22 protein-coding genes are annotated in these 19506 nt (G+C 62.8%); 13 read left to right on the forward strand and 9 right to left on the reverse strand.

Features of this window, described 5'->3' with window-relative positions:
- Nucleotides 1-12: 12 nt before the first annotated feature.
- Nucleotides 13-795, reverse strand: a complete 783-nt coding sequence (locus tag ACP148_RS00925; RefSeq protein WP_421950033.1) for a GntR family transcriptional regulator — start codon at nucleotides 793-795, stop codon at nucleotides 13-15.
- A 270-nt stretch (nucleotides 796-1065) separates the two neighbouring features.
- Between ACP148_RS00925 and ACP148_RS00930 the strand changes: the two genes are divergently transcribed.
- Entirely contained in the window at nucleotides 1066-2541 is a 1476-nt protein-coding gene (locus ACP148_RS00930) for an NAD-dependent succinate-semialdehyde dehydrogenase (RefSeq protein ID WP_421950032.1), read from the forward strand.
- 94 nt (nucleotides 2542-2635) lie between these two features.
- Nucleotides 2636-3172, forward strand: coding sequence for a thermonuclease family protein (locus ACP148_RS00935; RefSeq protein WP_425032998.1), 537 nt, complete (start codon nucleotides 2636-2638; stop codon nucleotides 3170-3172).
- Nucleotides 3173-3175: 3 nt separating this feature from the next.
- Here ACP148_RS00935 and ACP148_RS00940 read toward each other — a convergent pair whose 3' ends face one another.
- Complete coding sequence (locus ACP148_RS00940; protein ID WP_421950030.1) at nucleotides 3176-3388, reverse strand: SlyX family protein; 213 nt, start codon at nucleotides 3386-3388, stop codon at nucleotides 3176-3178.
- Nucleotides 3389-3401: 13 nt separating this feature from the next.
- Complete coding sequence (locus ACP148_RS00945; protein ID WP_421950029.1) at nucleotides 3402-3794, reverse strand: GNAT family N-acetyltransferase; 393 nt, start codon at nucleotides 3792-3794, stop codon at nucleotides 3402-3404.
- 185 nt (nucleotides 3795-3979) lie between these two features.
- Here ACP148_RS00945 and ACP148_RS00950 point away from each other — a divergent pair, with 185 nt between their 5' ends.
- From ACP148_RS00950 to ACP148_RS00960, 3 genes are all read left to right on the forward strand, one after another.
- The gene (locus ACP148_RS00950) at nucleotides 3980-4939 is read left to right on the forward strand and encodes a carbohydrate kinase family protein (protein WP_421950028.1); all 960 of its coding nucleotides are present in this window, start codon (nucleotides 3980-3982) and stop codon (nucleotides 4937-4939) included.
- A 65-nt stretch (nucleotides 4940-5004) separates the two neighbouring features.
- On the forward strand, nucleotides 5005-5574 hold the full coding sequence (locus ACP148_RS00955) for a hypothetical protein (protein WP_421950027.1): 570 nt from the start codon (nucleotides 5005-5007) through the stop codon (nucleotides 5572-5574).
- A gap of 131 nt (nucleotides 5575-5705) precedes the next feature.
- A complete protein-coding gene (locus ACP148_RS00960; RefSeq protein ID WP_421950026.1) occupies nucleotides 5706-7046 on the forward strand; it encodes an MFS transporter in 1341 nt (446 codons plus the stop codon).
- Here ACP148_RS00960 and modB read toward each other — a convergent pair.
- From modB to eda, 4 genes are all read right to left on the reverse strand, one after another.
- Nucleotides 7043-7726 carry a molybdate ABC transporter permease subunit gene (gene modB, locus ACP148_RS00965; protein ID WP_421950025.1) on the reverse strand — a complete coding sequence of 228 codons (684 nt, stop codon included), beginning with the start codon at nucleotides 7724-7726 and terminating at the stop codon, nucleotides 7043-7045. The two genes, ACP148_RS00960 and modB, sit on opposite strands and share 4 nt — an antisense overlap.
- Nucleotides 7723-8457, reverse strand: a complete 735-nt coding sequence (gene modA / locus ACP148_RS00970; protein ID WP_421950024.1) for a molybdate ABC transporter substrate-binding protein — start codon at nucleotides 8455-8457, stop codon at nucleotides 7723-7725. The genes modB and modA overlap by 4 nt, the downstream gene beginning before the upstream one ends.
- Nucleotides 8458-8530: 73 nt before the next feature.
- Nucleotides 8531-8899, reverse strand: coding sequence for a winged helix-turn-helix domain-containing protein (locus ACP148_RS00975; protein WP_421950023.1), 369 nt, complete (start codon nucleotides 8897-8899; stop codon nucleotides 8531-8533).
- Nucleotides 8900-9535 (reverse strand): bifunctional 4-hydroxy-2-oxoglutarate aldolase/2-dehydro-3-deoxy-phosphogluconate aldolase, encoded by a 636-nt coding sequence (eda, locus tag ACP148_RS00980; protein ID WP_421950022.1) that lies wholly within the window; start codon nucleotides 9533-9535, stop codon nucleotides 8900-8902.
- 133 nt (nucleotides 9536-9668) lie between these two features.
- On the opposite strand from eda, the gene nadA reads away from it, so the two are divergent.
- Both nadA and ACP148_RS00990 read left to right on the forward strand, forming a co-directional pair.
- On the forward strand, nucleotides 9669-10736 hold the full coding sequence (nadA, locus tag ACP148_RS00985) for a quinolinate synthase NadA (protein ID WP_421950021.1): 1068 nt from the start codon (nucleotides 9669-9671) through the stop codon (nucleotides 10734-10736).
- A 23-nt stretch (nucleotides 10737-10759) separates the two neighbouring features.
- The gene (locus ACP148_RS00990) at nucleotides 10760-12349 is read left to right on the forward strand and encodes an L-aspartate oxidase (RefSeq protein ID WP_421950020.1); all 1590 of its coding nucleotides are present in this window, start codon (nucleotides 10760-10762) and stop codon (nucleotides 12347-12349) included.
- Nucleotides 12350-12368: 19 nt separating this feature from the next.
- Here the strand turns inward: ACP148_RS00990 and ACP148_RS00995 are convergent, their stop codons facing one another.
- On the reverse strand, nucleotides 12369-12644 hold the full coding sequence (locus ACP148_RS00995; RefSeq protein WP_421950019.1) for a DUF2277 domain-containing protein: 276 nt from the start codon (nucleotides 12642-12644) through the stop codon (nucleotides 12369-12371).
- Between the two features lie 67 nt (nucleotides 12645-12711).
- On the reverse strand, nucleotides 12712-13137 hold the full coding sequence (locus tag ACP148_RS01000; protein ID WP_421950018.1) for a hypothetical protein: 426 nt from the start codon (nucleotides 13135-13137) through the stop codon (nucleotides 12712-12714).
- 131 nt (nucleotides 13138-13268) lie between these two features.
- Between ACP148_RS01000 and ACP148_RS01005 the strand changes: the two genes are divergently transcribed.
- From ACP148_RS01005 to ACP148_RS01030, 6 genes are all read left to right on the forward strand, one after another.
- Nucleotides 13269-14075, forward strand: a complete 807-nt coding sequence (locus ACP148_RS01005) for a creatininase family protein (RefSeq protein ID WP_421950017.1) — start codon at nucleotides 13269-13271, stop codon at nucleotides 14073-14075.
- Nucleotides 14072-14974 (forward strand): LysR family transcriptional regulator, encoded by a 903-nt coding sequence (locus ACP148_RS01010; RefSeq protein WP_421950016.1) that lies wholly within the window; start codon nucleotides 14072-14074, stop codon nucleotides 14972-14974. Before ACP148_RS01005 ends, ACP148_RS01010 begins: the two co-directional genes overlap by 4 nt.
- Before the next feature lie 4 nt (nucleotides 14975-14978).
- On the forward strand, nucleotides 14979-16574 hold the full coding sequence (locus tag ACP148_RS01015; RefSeq protein ID WP_421950015.1) for a DUF1007 family protein: 1596 nt from the start codon (nucleotides 14979-14981) through the stop codon (nucleotides 16572-16574).
- 133 nt (nucleotides 16575-16707) lie between these two features.
- Complete coding sequence (gene hemH, locus ACP148_RS01020) at nucleotides 16708-17730, forward strand: ferrochelatase (protein WP_421950014.1); 1023 nt, start codon at nucleotides 16708-16710, stop codon at nucleotides 17728-17730.
- 275 nt (nucleotides 17731-18005) lie between these two features.
- Nucleotides 18006-18974, forward strand: coding sequence for an SPFH domain-containing protein (locus ACP148_RS01025; protein WP_421950013.1), 969 nt, complete (start codon nucleotides 18006-18008; stop codon nucleotides 18972-18974).
- Between the two features lie 4 nt (nucleotides 18975-18978).
- Nucleotides 18979-19440: an NfeD family protein gene (locus ACP148_RS01030; protein WP_421950012.1), complete on the forward strand. Its 462-nt coding sequence runs from the start codon at nucleotides 18979-18981 to the stop codon at nucleotides 19438-19440.
- The last annotated feature ends 66 nt before the right edge of the window (nucleotides 19441-19506 follow it).

The raw sequence follows: 19506 nt of genomic DNA on the forward strand, positions 1-19506 counted from the left end.
CGAGCGTTCTGATTAAGTGGACGGAACGCGACGGATTGTTGCCAAATCGCGAATGATGCCGGATTGGGCTGAGCCGCGACCGGCCGCGCGGGAGACGAAAAGTTCGGGATGACGGTCGGCCAGGGCCTCGGTCTCGCTGATCATGCCATCGAGATGGACATGCATGGCGCGGGCCGCCCGGTCGCCCTTGCCGGCCTTTATCTCGGCCACGATATGGGCATGCTCCTCGATCCCGACGGCAATGCGGCGGATTGTATTGGTCATCTGCCGGGCGCGGTCGAGATTGTTGCGGGCGGTATCAACGACCGCCTTCATGCGCCGATAGTCCAGGGCGTTCAAAAGCTCGTCGTGAAACTGCAGATCGAGGCGGTGGAAGGTTTCACGATCCTCGTTGCGGGCGCTTTCGCGCTGGGCCTGGATATTGGCTTCCAGCTTTTCGGTGAAACCGGGCGGGCGGCGGGTGGCCAGCATGCGAACGGCCTCGCCTTCGAGGGCCTTGCGGATGAAGATGTATTCCTTGATGGCGCCGAGCGAGAGGAAGGAAACGACGGTGCCGCGCTGGGGAAGGATATCGAGCAGCCCTTCGGATTCCAGCCTTGCAAAGGCTTCGGCGACCGGGGACCGCGAGACGCCCAGCCGCGCACAGATCTGGGCCTTGTCGAGCATTGTGCCTGGCGGCAGGCGGAGTTCGATGATTGCTGAGCGCAATTGCGCGGCCACCTGGGCGGCCATGGAACCGCGCGGCAGTTCAGCCGAATTGGAAAGGAAGGAATAGGTCGTTTCGGCGGTATCCATTCGGCCCGTCGTCAAATCGGCATTGGCTGGAACTATAGCAGTTTTGTTGAAACTGGCCAGCAAAACCGAAACCCTGCTTGGTCCCTGTTGCCATTGGACAATTTGAGGCGTTCAATTGCAAAAACGCCAAGAACAATGCACCGTTTCACTCCAACGACGCATTGTTCCTGGTTTTGATTTTGTCGCGTTCGCGAACCGGATAAGTGGGTTCCATCCCCGATCGGGGTCGAGGACATGCTTATTCTGGAAACGCTCATAAGGAGGCTCCCGATGACCCTGACATCCGCGCTCACCGACCGGCTCAAGGAACCACGGCTGATTGCAGCCGGGGGCTTTATCAACGGCAAATGGAACACGGTCTCTTCGCGCGGGAAGGTGTTTCGGGTGGCCAATCCGGCAACGGGCGAGGTGCTGGCCCAGATCCCGGACCTTTCGACCCACGCAACGCGCGAGGCTATCGATGCCGCCCATGCCGCACAGCCGGGCTGGGCGGGGAAATCGGCAAAACAACGCGCCGACCTGCTCAAAAAGCTCCATAAGCTGATGGTGGAAAACGCAGATGACCTGGCCACCATCCTGACGCTGGAAATGGGCAAGCCCTGGACCGAAGCGCGCGGGGAGGTTCTTTACGGCGCGAGCTTTATCGAGTGGTTCGCCGAGGAAGCGCGCCGCGTCTATGGCGATACGATCCCCGGACACACCGCCAACACCAGAATCAGCGTCATCAAGCAGCCGGTGGGCGTTGTGGGGGTCATAACGCCCTGGAATTTCCCCAACGCGATGCTGGCGCGCAAGCTGGCCCCGGCGCTGGCGGCGGGATGCACGGTGGTCTCCAAACCCGCTTCGGAAACGCCGCTTTCGGCCCTGGCGATCGCGCGGCTGATGGAATGGGCAGGATTTCCCGCCGGGGTGCTCAACATCGTGCCGGGCACCGATTCGGCGGCCATCGGCCAGGAGCTGTGCGCCAATCCCAAGGTCGCCAAGATCAGCTTTACCGGCTCGACCAATGTGGGAAAGATCCTGATGCGCCAATGCGCCGACGGCATCAAGCGCATGAGCATGGAGTTGGGCGGGAACGCGCCGTTCATCGTTTTCGACGACGCCGATGTGGATGCGGCGGTGGAGGGGGCCATGGCGTCCAAGTTCCGCAATGCGGGCCAGACCTGCGTGTGCGCCAACCGGGTCTATGTGCAGGCGGGTATCCACGATCAATTCGTTGCCCGGCTCACCGACAAGATGGCCGCGCTCAAGGTTGGCAACGGCATGGAAAAGGGGGTCGAACTGGGTCCCCTCATTACCGACAAGGCGGTCGGCAAGGTCGAGGAACTGGTGGGCGATGCGCGCGAAAAGGGCGCCGACGTGATCATGGGCGGAGCCGCCACCGGGGAGCGGACCTTTTATCCGCCCACCCTTCTGGTGGGGGCAACCAGGGAGATGCGGCTGGCGCGCGAGGAAATCTTTGGACCGGTGGCGCCGGTCTTTAAATTCGAGACCGTCGAGGAGGCTATCGAATTGGCCAATGCCACCGAGTTCGGGCTGGCGGCCTATTTCTATGGCAAGGACATCTCGAAGGTGACCAGGGTCGCCGAGGCGCTCGAGTACGGGATCGTGGGGATCAATACGGGGATGATCTCGACCGAGGTGGCGCCGTTCGGCGGGGTCAAGCAATCGGGATTTGGCCGGGAAGGCTCCAAATACGGCATCGAGGATTATCTCAACATCAAATATCTGTGCCTTGCCGTGTAACCCCCAACGGTAACCGGCCCGACTTGGCGCTTACCGCCCGTTAGAACCTGTTGGCTATCGTCTGCCCCGGTTGGGGCGTGGAGACGATTCGGCGATGCGGGCGAGAGCAAATTTCGGGCGGGCACGGTTTACGGCGCGGCCGCGGCGGCGAGCGCCGATGGTGCTTGAGCCGCTGGTGGCGCTGATCGCGGTCGCGGCGCTGGGCTGGGTGGCGATCGAGCGGGGCTATGTCGAAATCCCCGGTTTGGAGGCGTCCCAGGCGAGGTCGGACTACGAGACCGTCGGTGACCACTTTTCGCTGTGCGCGGGGAGCGGGGGAACCTGCGTGATCGATGGGGATACGATCCGCATCAAGGGGCAATCGATAAGGATTGCCGATATCGATACGCCCGAAGTGCGCGATTATGGCTGCCCGGACGAAAAGGCGCTGGGTGACAGGGCGACGCTGCGCATGCTCGAACTGGTCAACCAGGGCGGGTTTACCATGGCTTTGTGGGACCAGCGTGACGAGGACATGTACGGGCGCAAGCTGCGCGTGCTCGAACGCGACGGGCAGTCGCTGGGCATGATGCTGGTCGCCGAAGGATTGGCGCGCCCATGGGGTGGCGCGCGCCAAGGCTGGTGCGGCTAGGTTTCAGTAATGGGGCGGAGGGGGTTCGGCCTTGCCGGTGCGGGCGAGCTGTTCGACGGCGGCGATCTGGTCGTCGATCATGGCAAGCTGGCGCTTGAGCCTGTCGATTTCGCGCCACTGGCCGGTGATCACGGTATTGAGCTCGTCGATGGTCTTATCGTGGTGAGCCAGGCGCTCCTCGAGGGCGATGAGCCGCTGTTCGTGGTTTTCGGCCATTGTGGCGTCGTCCTCAGTCGATGGTCAGAACCCCGGCGTCGGTGGGCTTGAAGCCGCAGGAAAGGTAGAAATCGCGCAGATGAGGCTCGAAGTCCACATGGACTTTCTGCAATCCGCGCTTGCGGGCGACCTGGAGGGCCGCTTCGACCATGGACTGGCCGATGCCGTGGTCGCGGAATTCGGGGTGGACGCACACATCGACAAGAAAACCGTGGATGCCGCCATCCCAGGCCATGTTGCTGAAACCGATGATGCGATCCCCCAGATAGGCACCGACATGGGTGAGGCTGCGGGTGAGGATGGACTGGAAGTCGGAAACGCCGTCGATCTCCCAGGTGGCGCGCCACAGGTCTGACAATTCACGCTGGCTTGGGAACGGATCAATTCGTACGTCGACAACGTCCATGAGAATTCCTTAATGCTAAAAAGGGGAAAATATCAGCATCACAATGCCCCGCTGCCCCCAAAGGTTGCAGGGAAAGGGATGGCGCCATCGGTTGGAACTTTAGTTGCATAAACATCTGCCCATGATCTTGGCGAATGCCCGAAGGTTCGTGTAGACAAGCCGGGCCTTGAGACGGGGAGGACGCGATGTTCGTGGTTGCAGGGGAAAGCCTTATCGATCTCGTTGCCAGGCCGCACGAGGCGGGCACGCCGATGGAAATGAGCGCCCATGAGGGCGGGTCACCCTACAATTGCGCCATCGCGCTGGCCCGGCTGGGACAGAAATCGGGGTTCTTGTGCCCGATCTCAAAGGACAGTTTCGGCGATCTGCTCCTGGGGCCGCTCAATGGTGCCGGGGTCGTTCCGCTGATTAAGGAGCGCTCGGACTGCAACACGACGCTGGCGGTGGTGACGCGCAATTCGAAAGGGCTGCCGGCCTATGCCTTTTACCGCAAGGGGACGGCGGAGCGCGACATTTCGCGCGACAAGCTGCTGGCGGCGCTGCCCGAAACCATCGATGTGTTCCAGATCGGGGGTTTTTTGCCGATCGAGGCAGAGGATGCGGAAATCTGGCTCGATGTGGTCAGGCAGGTGGCGGCGCGCGGCGCCGTCCTGTCCATCGACCCCAATGTGCGCCCTTCGCTGATTTCCGATTTCGCCGGGTACACCGAACGGCTCGGCGCGTTTCTGGATCTGGCCCATATCGTAAAGGTGTCCGACGAGGATCTTGCGACGCTCGATGGTTCGATGAGCATCGAGGCGCATGCGCGGAGCCTTCTGGCCCGGGCCAATGTGGAACTGGTGGTGGTGACTTTGGGCGAGGACGGATCGCGGGCCTTTACCGCATCGGCCGAAGCCGCGGCGCCCGTGCATCGCCCGGAGGTGTTCGGCGATACGGTGGGGGCGGGGGACAGCCTGATGGCAGGCGTGCTTGCCGCGCTCGCCGACCGCAATTGCCTGGCGGTGGGGCGGCTGGGGACGCTCGATGGGAACGCGCTGGGCGAGGTGCTGCGGTTCGGCGCGGTGACCGCGGGGCTCAATTGCGGCTTTGTGGGGTGTAATCCGCCAAGCCGCGCCGAGGTCGAAGCTGTGCTCAAAAGCATCTGACCGGCATATTGCCGCCCGATTGTTGCAACAGGTTCAAACCCAATAGGCCGACAAGGACCATTGCCATGAAAACGCTGGTGGCCGCTCTCGTTGTCCTTGCGCTCGGGGCTCCGCCCGTCATGGCGCAGGCGATCAGCGAATACACGCAATACGACCTCGATGCCGATTGCAATCTGATTGCCCGCGCGCCGGACAATGAGGGCGAGTGGGCCGATTTCGTGTGCACGGGGCACGCGGGATATCCGTTCGTTCTGCGCTCGTCGGACGGACGGGACAGCGTGACATACGGCTTTGCCACGGAATCGGGCATGGCGACCTTCGCGCCGTTCAACTACGCCAATGAGACGGTGGAATGGCGGGTGCGGCTCGACCGGAACACCGAGCGGCCCGTGGCGGCGATCCAGCGCTGGTTCATCGCCGACGAGATGGGCGACTGGACGCGGCAGCTTCTTGTGGTCTCCAAGGTCGGCCAGCCCGATGGCGGCGGGGCATGCGCCATGGCCTATGTGGCCGCTACCGAAGGCGCCAATGAACGGGCGCGGCGGCTGGCCGACGAACTGGTGGACGGTTTTGAATGCGGCAACACCGCTCCGACGATCGAGGACGAGGTCAGGGAGATCGTAGGCGAACGGTAGCTCCTGCATCTTTTTGAGGAACAGGTGTCGGCGCGGGCTGACCCCGTGCGTCCTTGAGGTCAAGCGTTTGGCGATTGTCCTTGGACACGGCTGGACGTAATGTCGCACCTCGAACGATCCGGACACCGGCCATGACCCCCTTTCATCAGATCCTGGGCAACAATCTGGTTGCCAACATCACGAACTTTACAGTGTGGTTCGCGATCACCTTCTGGATTTTCATCGAGACCCAGTCGGTGTTCGCGACGGGCATGATCGCCGGGATCTATCTGGTGTTCACCGCGGCTTTCGGGTTCTGGCTGGGCTCGATCGTCGACCACAATTCCAAGCGCATAGCGATGATGGGATCGAGCCTTGTCTCGTTCCTGTTCTATATCGCCGCGCTTGGCATGCTGCTCGTCGAGCCCGAGGGGGCGTTCGCAGATCCGTTCGGGCCTTATCTTTGGGGGTTCGTCCTGCTGGTCATGCTGGGCGTGATCGCGGGCAATATCCGGTCCATTGCGCTGCCGACGCTGGTGACCATCATGATCCCCGAGGACGAACGCGACAAGGCGAACGGGCTGGTGGGGATGGTGACCGGCATCGGGTTTTTGACCACATCGGTGATTTCGGGATTTCTTGTCGCCTGGGGCGGCATGTGGCTCACGCTCATCCTGGCGCTGGCCGCCACCGTGCTGGTCTTTGTCCATCTTGGCTTCCTGCGCGTCAATGAGGGCCGGCCCGTGCCCGTCGAAGGGGAGGTCCTGCCGCCGCGCACGGTCGATATCGCGGGCACCATCGCGATCATAGCGGGGGTGCCGGGGCTGTTCGCCCTGATCTTTTTTGCCACGTTCAACAATTTCCTGGGCGGCATTTTCATGGCGCTGCTCGATGCCTATGGGCTCTCGCTGGTTTCGGTCGAGATCTGGGGATTGCTGTTCGGGGTGCTCTCGACAGCGTTCATCGCAAGCGGGCTTCTGATATCGCGCGTCGGATTGGGCAAAAATCCCCTGCGCACGCTGTTGCTTGTCAATCTCATCACCTGGTCGGTGTGCTGCGTTTTCACGCTGCAATCTTCGATCTGGCTGCTGACCGCGGGGTGTTTCATCTGGATGTTCATGGCGCCCTTTGCCGAGGCGGCCGAGCACACGACGCTGCAAAAAGTCGTTCCGCTGGAGCGGCAGGGGCGGGTGTTCGGGTTTGCCCAATCGGTCGAGCAGGCGGCATCGCCGCTGACGGCGTTCCTGATCGGGCCCTATACCCAGTTCGTTGTGATCCCTTTCATGACCGACGGGCAGGGGGCGCAATCGATCGGAGGCTGGTTCGGTACGGGCCCCGATCGCGGCATCGCGCTGGTCTTTACGGTGGCCGGGCTGATCGGCGTTGTGGTGACGGTGCTGGCGCTCAATTCGCGGCCCTATAGACAGCTTTCGGCGTTTTATGCCGGAGCGCCGGACAGCACAGAGGTCGCTGATGGACCAAAGCCGGCTTAGGGCTGGATGCGCGAGATCCGTCGGTCGGCGCTCATGGTGAGGGCCAGCGCGACGAAGGCGAAGACCAGCATGGCCAGGGCAATGAAGTGGGCTTCGGTCCAGCGGAGCTGTTCGACATAATCGAAAATGGCGATCGAGAGCACCTTGGTGCGGCCGGCGATATTGCCGCCGATCATCATGACGACGCCGAACTCGCCCACCGTGTGGGCAAAGCCGAGCACGATCGCTGTCAAATATCCCGGCCGGGCGAGGGGCACCGCGACGCGCAGGAAGGTCTGGGCCGGGCCGGCGCCGAGCGTATGGGCCGCCTCGATGGGCTCGTTGCCGATGGCGATAAAGGCGTTGCGCAGGGGCTGGACAACAAAGGGCAGCGAATAGAACACCGAACCGATGACCAGGCCGGGAAAGGAAAAGGCCAGCGTGCGGGCGCCCCACAAGCCCGCCAGCCAGCCGCCCGGACCGTTGGCCCCCAGAAAGATCAGCATGTAAAATCCGATCACCGTGGGCGGCAGGACCAGCGGCAGGGCGACGAGCGCGTTTATGGCGATCGTCCAGCGCGATTTCGAGCGGGCGAGCCACCAGGCGATGGGGGTGCCGACGATAACAAGCACAAGAGTGGTGACCGCGGCCAGCGCCAGGGTCAGCTGGATGGCCGGCCAGATTTCGAGCAGGAGCGTCATCTGTCCGAAATCCCGTAGCCATAGGATGCTATGATGGTCCGGGCGGTGCCCGAGCCAAGAAAATCGAGGAACGCGGACGCCGTTTCATTGTCGGGGTTGAGCAGCACCGCATCCTGGGTGATGGGGGTATAAAGATCTTCCTCGACAACCCAGCGTGAGCCATCGGTGCGCCCGGCAATCTGAGAAAGCGCGACGAAGCCGAGTTCGGCGTTTGCTGTATCGACGAACTGGTAGGTTTGGGAAATGTTCTGGCCGATGACCAGCCTGCCCGAGAGCGCCTCGGTGAGCCCGAGCGCCTCGATGACCTCAACGGCTGCTGCGCCGTAAGGGGCGGCGGCGGGCTCGGCTATTGCGAGATGGATGAAATCGCCCTCAAGGCTTTGCGGGCCGGTGGCCAGATCGGGGAGGGTGGAAAACAGCACCAGTTTTCCCATTGCGTAGGTGAAATCGCTGCCCGCCATAGCCAAACCTTCGTCGAGCAATCTTGCGGGCGTTGCGGCGTCGGCGGACAGGAACGCATCGAAGGGAGCGCCCTGGGTGATCTGGGCGTAGAGCTGGCCGGTGGCGCCGAACGAGAAGGCGATTTCGCTGCCGGTTTCCTGTGCGAAGGCGGCGCCAAGCTCTTCAGCGGCGGCTGTGAAATTGGCGGCCACCGCAATCTGTGCGTCCTGGGCGGTGGCGGGGCTTGAAAGGGCAAGCCCGGCGAGCACGACAATGGGCAGGAAGCGCATGGGGTCGCTCGATATGTTTATTTGTACATATCGCTATGTGGCATGAAGCGGGTGCAAAACGCAATGGCAGGGGTCAAGGCTGTTTGCGACCGGTGAGGGCGCGCAGAGCCTCGACGTCGGGGCCGATTGCGGTGGCGGCTTTTTCCTGCATGGCGCGGTAGCGGGCGAGGATTTGATGGCCCGCTTCGGTCAAATGGGCGCCGCCCTGGGCCGTGCCGCCGCGGCTGGTTTCGACAAGCGGGGTCCCTGCGCCATCGTTGAGCGCCTGAACGAGGCTCCAGGCGCGCTTGTAGCTCATGGACATGGCCTTGCCGGCGGCGCTGATCGAGCCGGTCCTGTCGATGCCTTCGAGCAGGTCGGCCCGGCCGGGCCCGATGTAGAAATTTTCATCGAGAACGATGCGCAGATGGCACAGGCCGGAGGCAGGGACGGGCCGTTTCATTTATGCAGCGAGGTCGGCCGCTTGCCGAGCAAGGGATTCGATCCTGTCGAAATCGCCGGCGGTTATGGCATCGGCGGGGATGACCCACGATCCACCCACGCAGATGACGTTGGAAAGGCCGAGATAGATTTTCGCCTTTTCGATATCGATGCCGCCGGTGGGGCAGAAAGTGATGTCGGGCAGGGGCGAGGCGAAAGCCTTGAGGACGGGCGCGCCGCCCATGGCCTCTGCGGGGAAGAATTTGAGGTAGGTGTAGCCCATCAGGGAAGCGGCCATGGCCTCGGTGGGCGAGGCGATGCCGGGAAGGAGCGGGATCGAGATGTCTTCGGCCGCTTCGAGCAGGGCGATTGGCGCGCCCGGTGAGACCATGAACTGGCAGCCGGCATCGCGGGACGCCTTCATGTCCTTTTTGCGGCGCACTGTGCCCGAGCCGACCACCGCGCCTTCGACCTTGGCCATTTCTTCCATCACCTTGAGGGCATTGGGGGTGCGCAAGGTCACTTCAAGATTGGGCAATCCACCGGCCACCAGCGCCTCGGCGAGATTGCGGGCGGTCGAGACATCGTCATGGATGATGACGGGCACCACGGGCGCTGCCGAAAGGATGGATTTGAGCTTTGCTGCGTCCTGGGCCATGCGATCTCCAACCAAAGTCTTGTGCGATATGCGTGCTCTAGCACGGGCTTTATTGAATTGGGAACCAAAACTCCCTAAGTGAACCTCCGCGGGTCGCTTGCGGCCATGTCGATGCAGGCGGGGGAGCCCGAACATGATCCAGCAGATCAACGCCCTGACACCGATCGAAGAGGCGCGGGCCGTTCTGGCCGCCGATTTCGATCTGAAATTTTCCAAGGCAATCGAAACCGAGACACGTCCGGTTTTCGAGAAGGTCAAGGATCGCATTCCCGAGATCGAATGGCCGTTCTATGCGCCGCTGATCTTTCAGATCAATAAATTGAAGCGCGAAAAGAACGCGGTGATCCTGGCGCATAATTACCAGACGCCGCAGATCTTTTATGGCGTCGCCGATATCGTTGGCGACAGTTTGCAGCTGGCGATCGAGGCCACCAAGGTCGAGGCCGAAACGATCGTGCAGTGCGGCGTGCACTTCATGGCCGAGACCTCCAAACTGCTCAATCCTTCAAAGCGCGTGCTGATCCCCGACAGCCGGGCGGGCTGCTCGCTGGCTTCCTCGATCACCGCCGACGACGTTCTGGCCATGCGGGCGCAATATCCCGGCGTGCCGGTGGTGACCTATGTGAACTCCTCGGCGGCGGTGAAAGCGGTGACCGACGTGTGCTGCACGTCATCGAATGCGCTCCAGATCGTCGAAGCGGTCGAGGGGGACACTGTGATGATGATTCCCGACCAGTATCTGGCGCAGAACACTGCGAAAAAGACCAAAAAGAAGATCGTCACCTGGGCCGGGGCCTGCGAGGTGCACGAGACCTTTACCGCCGACGACATCGCCGAATTGCGGGCTGCCTATCCGGGCGCCAAGATCATCGCGCATCCCGAATGCCCGCCCGAAGTGATCGACGCCGTCGATTTCGCCGGCTCGACTTCGGGAATGATCGACTGGGTCAAGACCGAGCGGCCCGCCAAGGTGGTGATGGTCACCGAATGTTCGATGAGCGACAATGTGGCGGCGGAAACCGAAGGCGTGGCCTTTTTGCGCGGCTGCAACATCTGCCCGCACATGAAGCGCATCAACCTCGAAAATATTCTCTGGAGCCTGCATACGGGGACCGAGGAAGTGACGATCGCAGAGGATCTGATGGAACCGGCGCGGGCGGCGGTCGAGCGGATGATCGAATTTTCGCGGCCTAAGAATTAGCGCCGGTCCTCGGGGGAATTTTCTTGGACATTTTCGATAACGTCTTCAACGCCGAAGGCGTGGTGATTGTGGGGGCGGGGCTGGCGGGGCTGTTTTGTGCGCTCAAGCTGGCGCCGCGGCCGGTGACCGTGCTTTCGCCCATGCCGCTGGGGTCGGGGGCCTCTTCGGCCTGGGCGCAGGGCGGGGTGGCGGCGGCGGTTGGGGACGGCGACAGCGCGCGGGCTCATGCTGCGGACACCGAAATGGCCGGGGCGGGAATCGTCGATCATGGGGTTGCCGAATCGGTGACGGGGGAAGCGGCGGCGCGGATCGAGGACCTGGCGAGCTGGGGCACCCCGTTCGACCGCGATGGATTGGGGCAGTTTATCCTGTCGCGCGAGGCGGCCCATTCGGCCAACAGGGTTGTGCGGGTTTCGGGCGACAGGGCCGGGCACGCCATAATGCAGGCGATTATCGCAAAGGTGCGGGCGACGCCCTCGATCCGGGTGGTCGAGGGGATCACCGCCGTTGATCTTGCCCACGCGGACGGGCGGATCGTCGGGGTGTTCTGCCGCCGGCTGGGGGATCGCTATGTGGAGCCGGTTTTCATCCGGGCGCGGGCCACGGTCCTGGCAGCGGGAGGTTTGGGCGGGCTTTATGCGGTGACCACCAATCCGCCTTCGGTGCGCGGGCATGCCATGGGCATGGCGGCGCGGGCCGGGGCGGTGATCGCCGATCCTGAATTCGTGCAGTTCCACCCAACCGCGATTTTGACCGGACGCGATCCGGCGCCGCTGGCCACCGAGGCCCTGCGCGGAGAAGGGGCGACCCTTGTCAACGATGCCGGCGAGCGGTTCATGACCGATATTCACCCCGACGCCGAACTGGCACCGCGCGATATCGTGGCGCGGGCCAATTTCCGGCAGATCAAGGCGGGGCGGGAAGTGTTTCTCGATACGCGGGCCGCGCTGGGGGAAAAAATTGTTACCGCCTATCCGACCGTCGCCGAATATTGCCGCATGGCGGGGATCGATCCGGTCGCCGAGCCGATCCCGGTAACGCCGGCGGCCCATTATCATATGGGCGGGGTCAAGGTGGACGAGGACGGACGATCCTCGCTTCCCGGGCTCTGGGTGTGCGGGGAGGCGTCGTGCACGGGGCTGCATGGGGCCAACCGGCTGGCCTCGAACTCGCTGCTCGAAGCCATCGTTTACGGCGCGCGGATTGCCGAGGACATTTCAGGGCTCGAGCCGCTGCGCTCGGTGCTGCCGCCCTTCGAGGGGATCGCCTGGGATGCTCAAAAGGGCGCGCGGGCCGAGGATGTGCTGCGCAACCTCAAGGCGGTGAAAGATCTGCGGGCGATCATGAGCAATGATGTCGGGGTGGAGCGCAACGCCGACGGGCTCAGGCGGGCGCTGCGCGGGCTCCTGGAGCTTGAAAACACGGCCTTGGAAGTGACGCGGGCCTATCTCAACATGGTGACATCGGCGACACTGGTTGCGGCGGCAGCCCTTAAACGCACTGAAAGCCGGGGCGGGCATTTCCGGACCGATTTTCCGCAAACCAGCGATTCCTGGCAGATCCATACCGAAATGACGCTGGCAGAAGCGCGGGCGATCCGGGCAGAGGCGTAAGCGCTGCGGTCAATACGGTTCAGGCAGGGCGCGCATAGCGCTGGCTGGCCCGCTCGCGCGCCTTGGCGGCAACGATTTCGCGGTTTTTGGGCGGCGCACTGGTGTCCATGGCGGCAAGCAGTTTGCGCACTGATTTTTCGATCTCTTCGACCGCTTCATGAAACGCGGCCTGGTTGGCCTGCGAGGGTTTGGTGGTTCCGGAAATCTTGCGCACGAACTGCAGCGCGGCGTCATGCATCTCGTTGCGGGTGGCGGGCGGTTCGAAGTTGAACAGCGGCTTGATGTTGCGGCACATGGGACTCTCCTGAGTGGCGGGCGTATTGGCAATCGGCCATCCTCTCACAACCGAAAGATCTCCGCAATCAGAACCGCAGCACTTCGATGATGCGCTTGAGGGCCTTGCGCAGGTGCTTGTGGCGCTTGTCGGCGAGGTCTTCGGCGAGGGTTTGTTCGAGATGGGCCCAGTGATCCTCGATGGCCTGGCGCATGGCGTGGCCCTGTTGGGAGAGGCGGGCGCCGGGCTCCATTTCAGGGCCGACCGCGAGGCGCAACAGAAGGTCGCGGTCTTCGAGGCGGGCAAGCCTGATATCGAGCTGGTCGGTGGCAAGGCCGGTGAACTGGACAAGCGCGTCGGTGGTCGTGCCGGCGGGATCGGCAAGGCCGAGCAGGATGGCATCGTCGCCCGCTTCGAGCCCGCGCGCCGCGAGCGGGGCGAGCAGGGCCTGCCGGGCCAGATGGCCCGCCTCGATCAGACGGTAAAGGGTCGAGCCGGCGGCGGATTTGCTCATGGATATTGATCTAGCCAAAAGCGGGGCTCCCGTCGAATCGCCTTTGGCGGGAAAGTTAATCAGGGGCCGCATTGCTTGTCGGTGCTCCTGGTGCGCTATAGGGTCGATATTGAAAATTTCGGGGACACGCGGTGCCGCTGACTTTCGTAAACGAGAACGACGCGCTTGCCGATGGGCTTGTGAGCGAGACGACAATCGCCATTCTGCCGGTCGCGGCAACCGAGGCGCACGGCCCCCATCTTCCCACCTCGACCGATTGCGATATCGCCGAGGGCCATCTTAGCGCTCTTGGGTCCTACCTCTCCAGCCCCATCGACGCAGTCGTGCTGCCGGTCCGGCGCATAGGGGCATCGCGCGAGCATTTATGGGCGGATGGGACGCAGAGCCGGGAAGAGGGCGAACTGATTGCCGAATGGTTCGGCATTGCCCAACGCTGGGCGGCGGTTGGCGGCAGGCGGCTGGTGATCGTATCGAGCCATGGGGGCAACACCCCGGCCATGGAGAGCGTGGCGCTCAAGGCGCGGGCCGAACTGGGCCTTCTGGCCGTGAGCACGGCATGGCTGCGGTTCGGAATGCCCCAGGGGCTGTTTGATGCGCATGAAAAAACATACGGCATTCATGGCGGCGCCATCGAGACCGCGCTGATGCTCCATTATTTCCCGCAAAAGGTGGAGATGGCCAAGGCGGCCGATTTCGGATCGGCGCTCGAAACCATCGAAGCGGGCATGACCCATCTTTCAGCTTATGGGCGGCACCGGTTCGGGTGGCTCAGTTCCGATCTCAATGCGCTGGGCGTGGTGGGCGATGCGCGCGCCGCGAGTGCGGAAAAGGGCGCGGCGCTGGCCGATCACATCCTTAAAGGTTTTGCACAATTGCTTGACGATGTGGCCCGGTTTGACCTTTCTTGGTTCCAGGATTCGCCAAAGGAGAGTCAATGAGCCAGGACCTGGCCCGCATCAGGGCGTTCGTGCAGGTGTTCGATGCCGGCGGCTTTTCGGCCGCGGCGCGCATTCACGGCCGGTCCAAGGCGCTGCTTTCAAAATATGTCACCGATCTCGAGGATTATCTCGGGGCGCGGCTGATGAACCGCACGACGCGCAAGCTCAGCCTGACCGAGGCGGGCGAAGCCTATTATCGCGAGGTGCGCGAAATCCTGTCCCAACTCGACGATCTGGACGCCACGATCACCGAGCAGACGGCGGCGCCGCGCGGCATATTGCGGGTTTCCGCGCCGCGCAATTTCGGGGAATCGACGCTGCTCGAACCGCTGTTCGAATTTACCCGCGCCCACCCGGACGTGACGCTGGATCTGCGGCTCGAGGATCGCATGGTCGATCTGGTCGAAGAGGGGATCGATGTGGCGCTGCGCATTTCGCGCATGTCGGACACCTCGCTGATCGCGCGCAAGATCGCGGAAACCTCGGTGGCCGTGTGTGCGACGCCCGAGGTCATCAAGGCCTATGGGACGCCGCAATCGCCCGAGGCGCTCAAGGGCGTGCCGTGTATCGTGGACACCAATATGACCGGGCAGGCCAATTGGCAGTTCGTCGAGGATGGGCGCACGATCGCCATTCACGTTGACGGGCCGGTGCGGGTCAATTCTCCCGCCGGAGCGCTGGTCGCTGCACAAAAAGGCCTCGGTTTCGCGCTATTGCCCAGTTTCCTGGCCGATTCGGCCATCGAGAAAGGGGAACTGGTGCCGGTGCTGACCGAATATCTGCCGCAGCGTCCATTCCTGCAGGCGGTCTATCCGCACCGCAGGCACTTGTCAGGCAAGGTGAGGGCGCTTATCGACTTCCTCGTCGAATGGTTCGAAATCCACCCGGTCAATTCCTGATCCCATGATCCGAAATCTTTTCAAGACTATAGGCGCCGGCTGTCTTGTCGCGCTGGTTGGCTGGGACGGGCCGGCGGTGGCCCATCCCCATGTGTGGATCGACGCGGCGGGTGAAGTGCTGTTCGAAGACGGCGCCATCGTGGGCATGCGCCATCACTGGACGTTCGACGAGTATTTTTCCGCCTGGGCGATACAGGGGCTCGATGCGGATGGGGATGGCGTTCTTACGCCAACCGAACTCCAGCCGCTGGCCGAGGAAAATATCGAGGGGCTCGATTTTTATTCCTATTACACATTCGGCGACCCTGAAGGGCTCGATGGCCATGCGGCTGTGGCCGGGGCGAGCGATCCGTCCATGGTCCATGAAGACGGGCGGGTGACGCTCACGTTTTCGATGGCTTTTGCCGAGCCCCAGACGGTGGGCGGCATTTATGACATCGAGGTTGGCGACCCCGAATATTATGCGGCTTTTACGTTCCCCGACGAAAATTCGGTAACGCTCGAAGGCGCGCCGGAGGGATGCAGCGTGGTTTCCAAGGAACCGCAGCCCATCGATCCCGCGCTTGAGGAGCGGCTGTGGATGCTGGGGCCGGACGTGACCGAGATCCCGGCCGATCTGCGCGAGGCGGCGCGGGCCATGGCCAATCTGGTGACGGTAGACTGCCCCGGCGGCGCGCCGGCGACCGCGCTCGATGCGATCGGCGAAGTGACGGCCCAGCGGCCGGCATCGCCCTTTTCCGCGCCACCTGCGGAAACCTCCCTGGTTCCCACGCAGGGCGGTTTTTTCGGCTGGGTCAGCCAGCAGCAGCGCAGCTTTTACGGCGCCATGACATCGGCGCTCGGCGCGTTGCGGACCGATGGCAACGCGTTCTGGCTGCTTGGGGGCCTGAGTTTTCTTTACGGGGTTTTTCACGCCGCCGGGCCCGGACACGGCAAGGTGGTGATATCGTCCTACGTGCTGGCCAGCGAGCGCCAGTTGCGGCGCGGGATCGTTCTGAGCTTTTTGTCGGCCATGATGCAATCGGCGGTGGCGGTGGCGTTCGTTCTGGTTGCGGCGGGCGTTTTGCAACTGACCTCCATGGCCATGAGCCGGGCGGCGTGGTGGATGGAAATCATCTCTTACGGCATGGTCGCCCTGCTCGGCGCGTGGCTGGCGGCGCGCAAGCTGGTGTTTCCCCATCATCATCACCATCATGGGTACGATGGCGGCAAGGCGCATTCCCATGACCATCATCACAACCACGACCACGCATGCGACCACCATGTGGTAACGCCTGAGCAGGCGCGGGGCGGGTGGAAGGAAGCGCTGGGGGTCGTTGTTTCGGTCGGGCTGCGCCCGTGCTCCGGGGCGCTGGTGGTGCTGGTCTTCGCGCTGAGCCAGGGTGTTCTTGCGGCGGGTATCGCGGCGACCTTTCTCATGGGGCTCGGCACGGCGATAACGGTGGCGGTGCTGGCATCGGCTGCGGTCTATCTCAAGGGCGGAGCCCAGCGGCTGACCGGCAACGGGACCATGGGCGAATCGGTGGTCTGGTGGCTGGAGATGGCGGGAGCCCTGCTGGTCATGGCGTTCGGACTGATCCTGTTTTTTGCGGCGATCTAGGCGGCAAAAGCGGGCGTATTGAACGGTCAAATGGCCGCATGTTTTCGCCAGAGTGTTGCTCCGGCAGGCTTTGGCGCTATTGTGCGCGCCAACAAGAACGATACCCTCACAGTCCGCATTCCCCAGGATACCGATGAACGCCCATCTGCCGCCCGATCATCCGCCCGTCAAACCGCGCAAAATCGGGGTTCTGCTCCTCAATCTGGGCACGCCTGATGGAACGGACTATTGGAACGTGCGGCGCTATCTCGCCGAATTCCTATCCGATCCGCGCGTCATCGAGACGCCCAAATGGTTGTGGTGGCCGATCCTCAACCTGGGCATATTGTCGTTCCGGCCGCAAAAGACCGGCGCCAATTACGCCAAGATCTGGGACAAGCGGACCAATGAAAGCCCGCTTCGGGTGATCACGCGGGCGCAGACCGAAAAGCTGCAACAGGCGATGGCGGCGGACGGTGTAATTGTCGAATACGGCATGCGCTACGGCAATCCTTCGACGGAAAGCGCTATCAGGAAATTGCACGCGCAGGGGTGTGACAAAATCCTGCTGTTCCCGCTCTATCCGCAATATTCGGCAACGACGACGGCGACGGCCAACGATCAGGCCTTCAGGGCGCTGGCCAATATCCGCTGGCAGCCGGCGGTACGGACCGTCCCGGCCTATTTCGGTGATGAAATCTACGTCGAGACGCTGGCCCGTTCGATAAAGGAAGGGGTCGAAAAACTCGATTTCGAGCCCGATCTGGTGATTACCTCCTATCACGGCATGCCCAAATCCTATCTCGACAAGGGCGACCCCTATCATTGCCAGTGCCACAAGACGACGCGGCTGGTGCGCGAAAAGCTCGGCTGGCCGGATGACAAGATCATGCTGACCTTCCAGAGCCGGTTCGGACCCACCGAATGGTTGCGGCCCTATACCGACGAGACGCTGAAAGAGCTTCCGGGCAAGGGAATCAAGAAGGTCGCCATACTGGCTCCGGCGTTTTCGGCCGATTGCATCGAAACGCTCGAGGAGATCGCCATCGGGGGCGAGGAAGAGTTCATGCATGCGGGCGGCGAGCGCTATGCCTATATCCCGTGCCTCAACGATACGCCGGACGGCATGGCGATGATCGAGGCGGTGGTGCGCCGCGAACTGTCGGGCTGGCTTTAGAGCATTTCAGCGCTTCTTCGAATCGCCTCAATTGCTCCAAATCTTTGTTGTCGCGCTTCCGAACCGGATAAGTGGTGCCCACTTATCCTGGAAGCGCTCTAGGACCAATCGACACTCAGCTGATCATGGCCTGCAAATAGCAATTTTCGGCTCATGCTGAGCTGAGTGCCGATTGGTCGTGGGGCGCGACCGAAGCGATTGTCAGCGGTCCGGACCGACCGTAAAGTCCTTGCCGTGGGACCGGCCATGAGTCGGGCAAGAGGGAAGGCTAAACAATGGACGGGTTTTCGATAGTCCTCATCGTCATCGGCATCCTGGCGGTGATGGTGCTGCTGGCCGGGGTCAAGACCGTGCCGCAGGGGTATAATTTCACCGTCGAGCGGTTCGGGCGCTATACGCGCACGCTCAAGCCGGGGCTCAACATCATCATCCCCTTCATCGATACCATCGGGCGCAAGCTCAACATGATGGAACAGGTGCTCGACGTGCCGCACCAGGAAGTCATCACCAAGGACAATGCCTCGATCACGGCGGACGGGGTAACCTTCTACCAGATTCTCGATGCGGCGCAGGCGGCCTATGAGATCTCCAATCTCGAACAGGGCGTGCTCAACCTGACCATGACCAATATCCGTTCGGTGATGGGCTCGCTCGATCTGGACGAGTTGCTCTCCAATCGCGACGAAATCAATTCGCGGGTTCTTCGGGTGGTCGACGCGGCGGTGGCGCCGTGGGGCGTCAAGATCACCCGCATCGAGATCAAGGACATCGAGCCGCCGCGCGATCTCGTCGATGCGATGGGGCGGCAGATGAAGGCCGAGCGTGACCGGCGCGCGGTGATCCTGGAGGCCGAAGGGCAGAGGCAGGCGCAAATTCTCAAGGCCGAGGGCGAAAAGCAGGCTCAGGTGCTCGAAGCCGAAGGCCGGCGCGAAGCGGCATTTCGCGATGCCGAGGCGCGCGAAAGGGCGGCTGAGGCCGAGGCCAAGGCGACCGAGATGGTTTCGGAAGCCATTGCCAAGGGCGATGTGCAGGCCATCAATTATTTCGTGGCCAACAATTACGTCAATGCGCTCGAAAAGATCGCTTCGGCACCCAACCAGAAGGTGCTGATGCTGCCGCTCGAAGCGGCCAATGTGATCGGGGCGCTGGGCGGGGTGGCGGAAATCGCCCGCGAGGCGTTCGGCGGCGAGGCGCCGCGGCGCAATGTTTCGGGGCGGCCGCCATCGACCCGGAGCGAAGGCTAGCACCATGGACCTGATCGGGCTGATCGGTGACAACGCAGGCTGGGCGTGGCTGATCTTCGGGCTCGTGCTGCTCGGGGTCGAACTTGTCGTTCCTGGTGTCTTCATGGTGTGGCTGGGCGGGGCGGCGCTCTTGACCGGGCTGACGGTGTTTCAGGTGGGCATCGGCTGGCCCCTGCAATGGGGGCTGTTCGGTGTTCTTTCGGTTGTGCTGGTTGCCGGCTGGCTGGCCTATTCGAGGCGCCGCCACGGCGATGCGCCGCCGAGTGAGGACCCGCTCATCAATGCGCGCACCGCCCGGCTGCTGGGACGTGAGACGGCGCTGGTCGAAGCGATCAGCGACGGGGTGGGACGCGTGCGGATCGACGATACGCTGTGGCGGGTGTCCGGGCCGGATCTTCCTGTCGGCTCGCATGTGCGCATTACCGGGGCGCGTGGCGGTCTGCTCGAGGTCGAGGCCGTCGGGTAAGTCACTACGGAACACGCGAAATATGGCCGCTGGTAAGGTTTTCTTAACCATAAGTTGAAAGCCTCC

The organism is Pelagibacterium sp., assembly GCF_965249125.1.
In the GTDB taxonomy this organism is placed as follows: Bacteria; Pseudomonadota; Alphaproteobacteria; order Rhizobiales; family Devosiaceae; genus Pelagibacterium.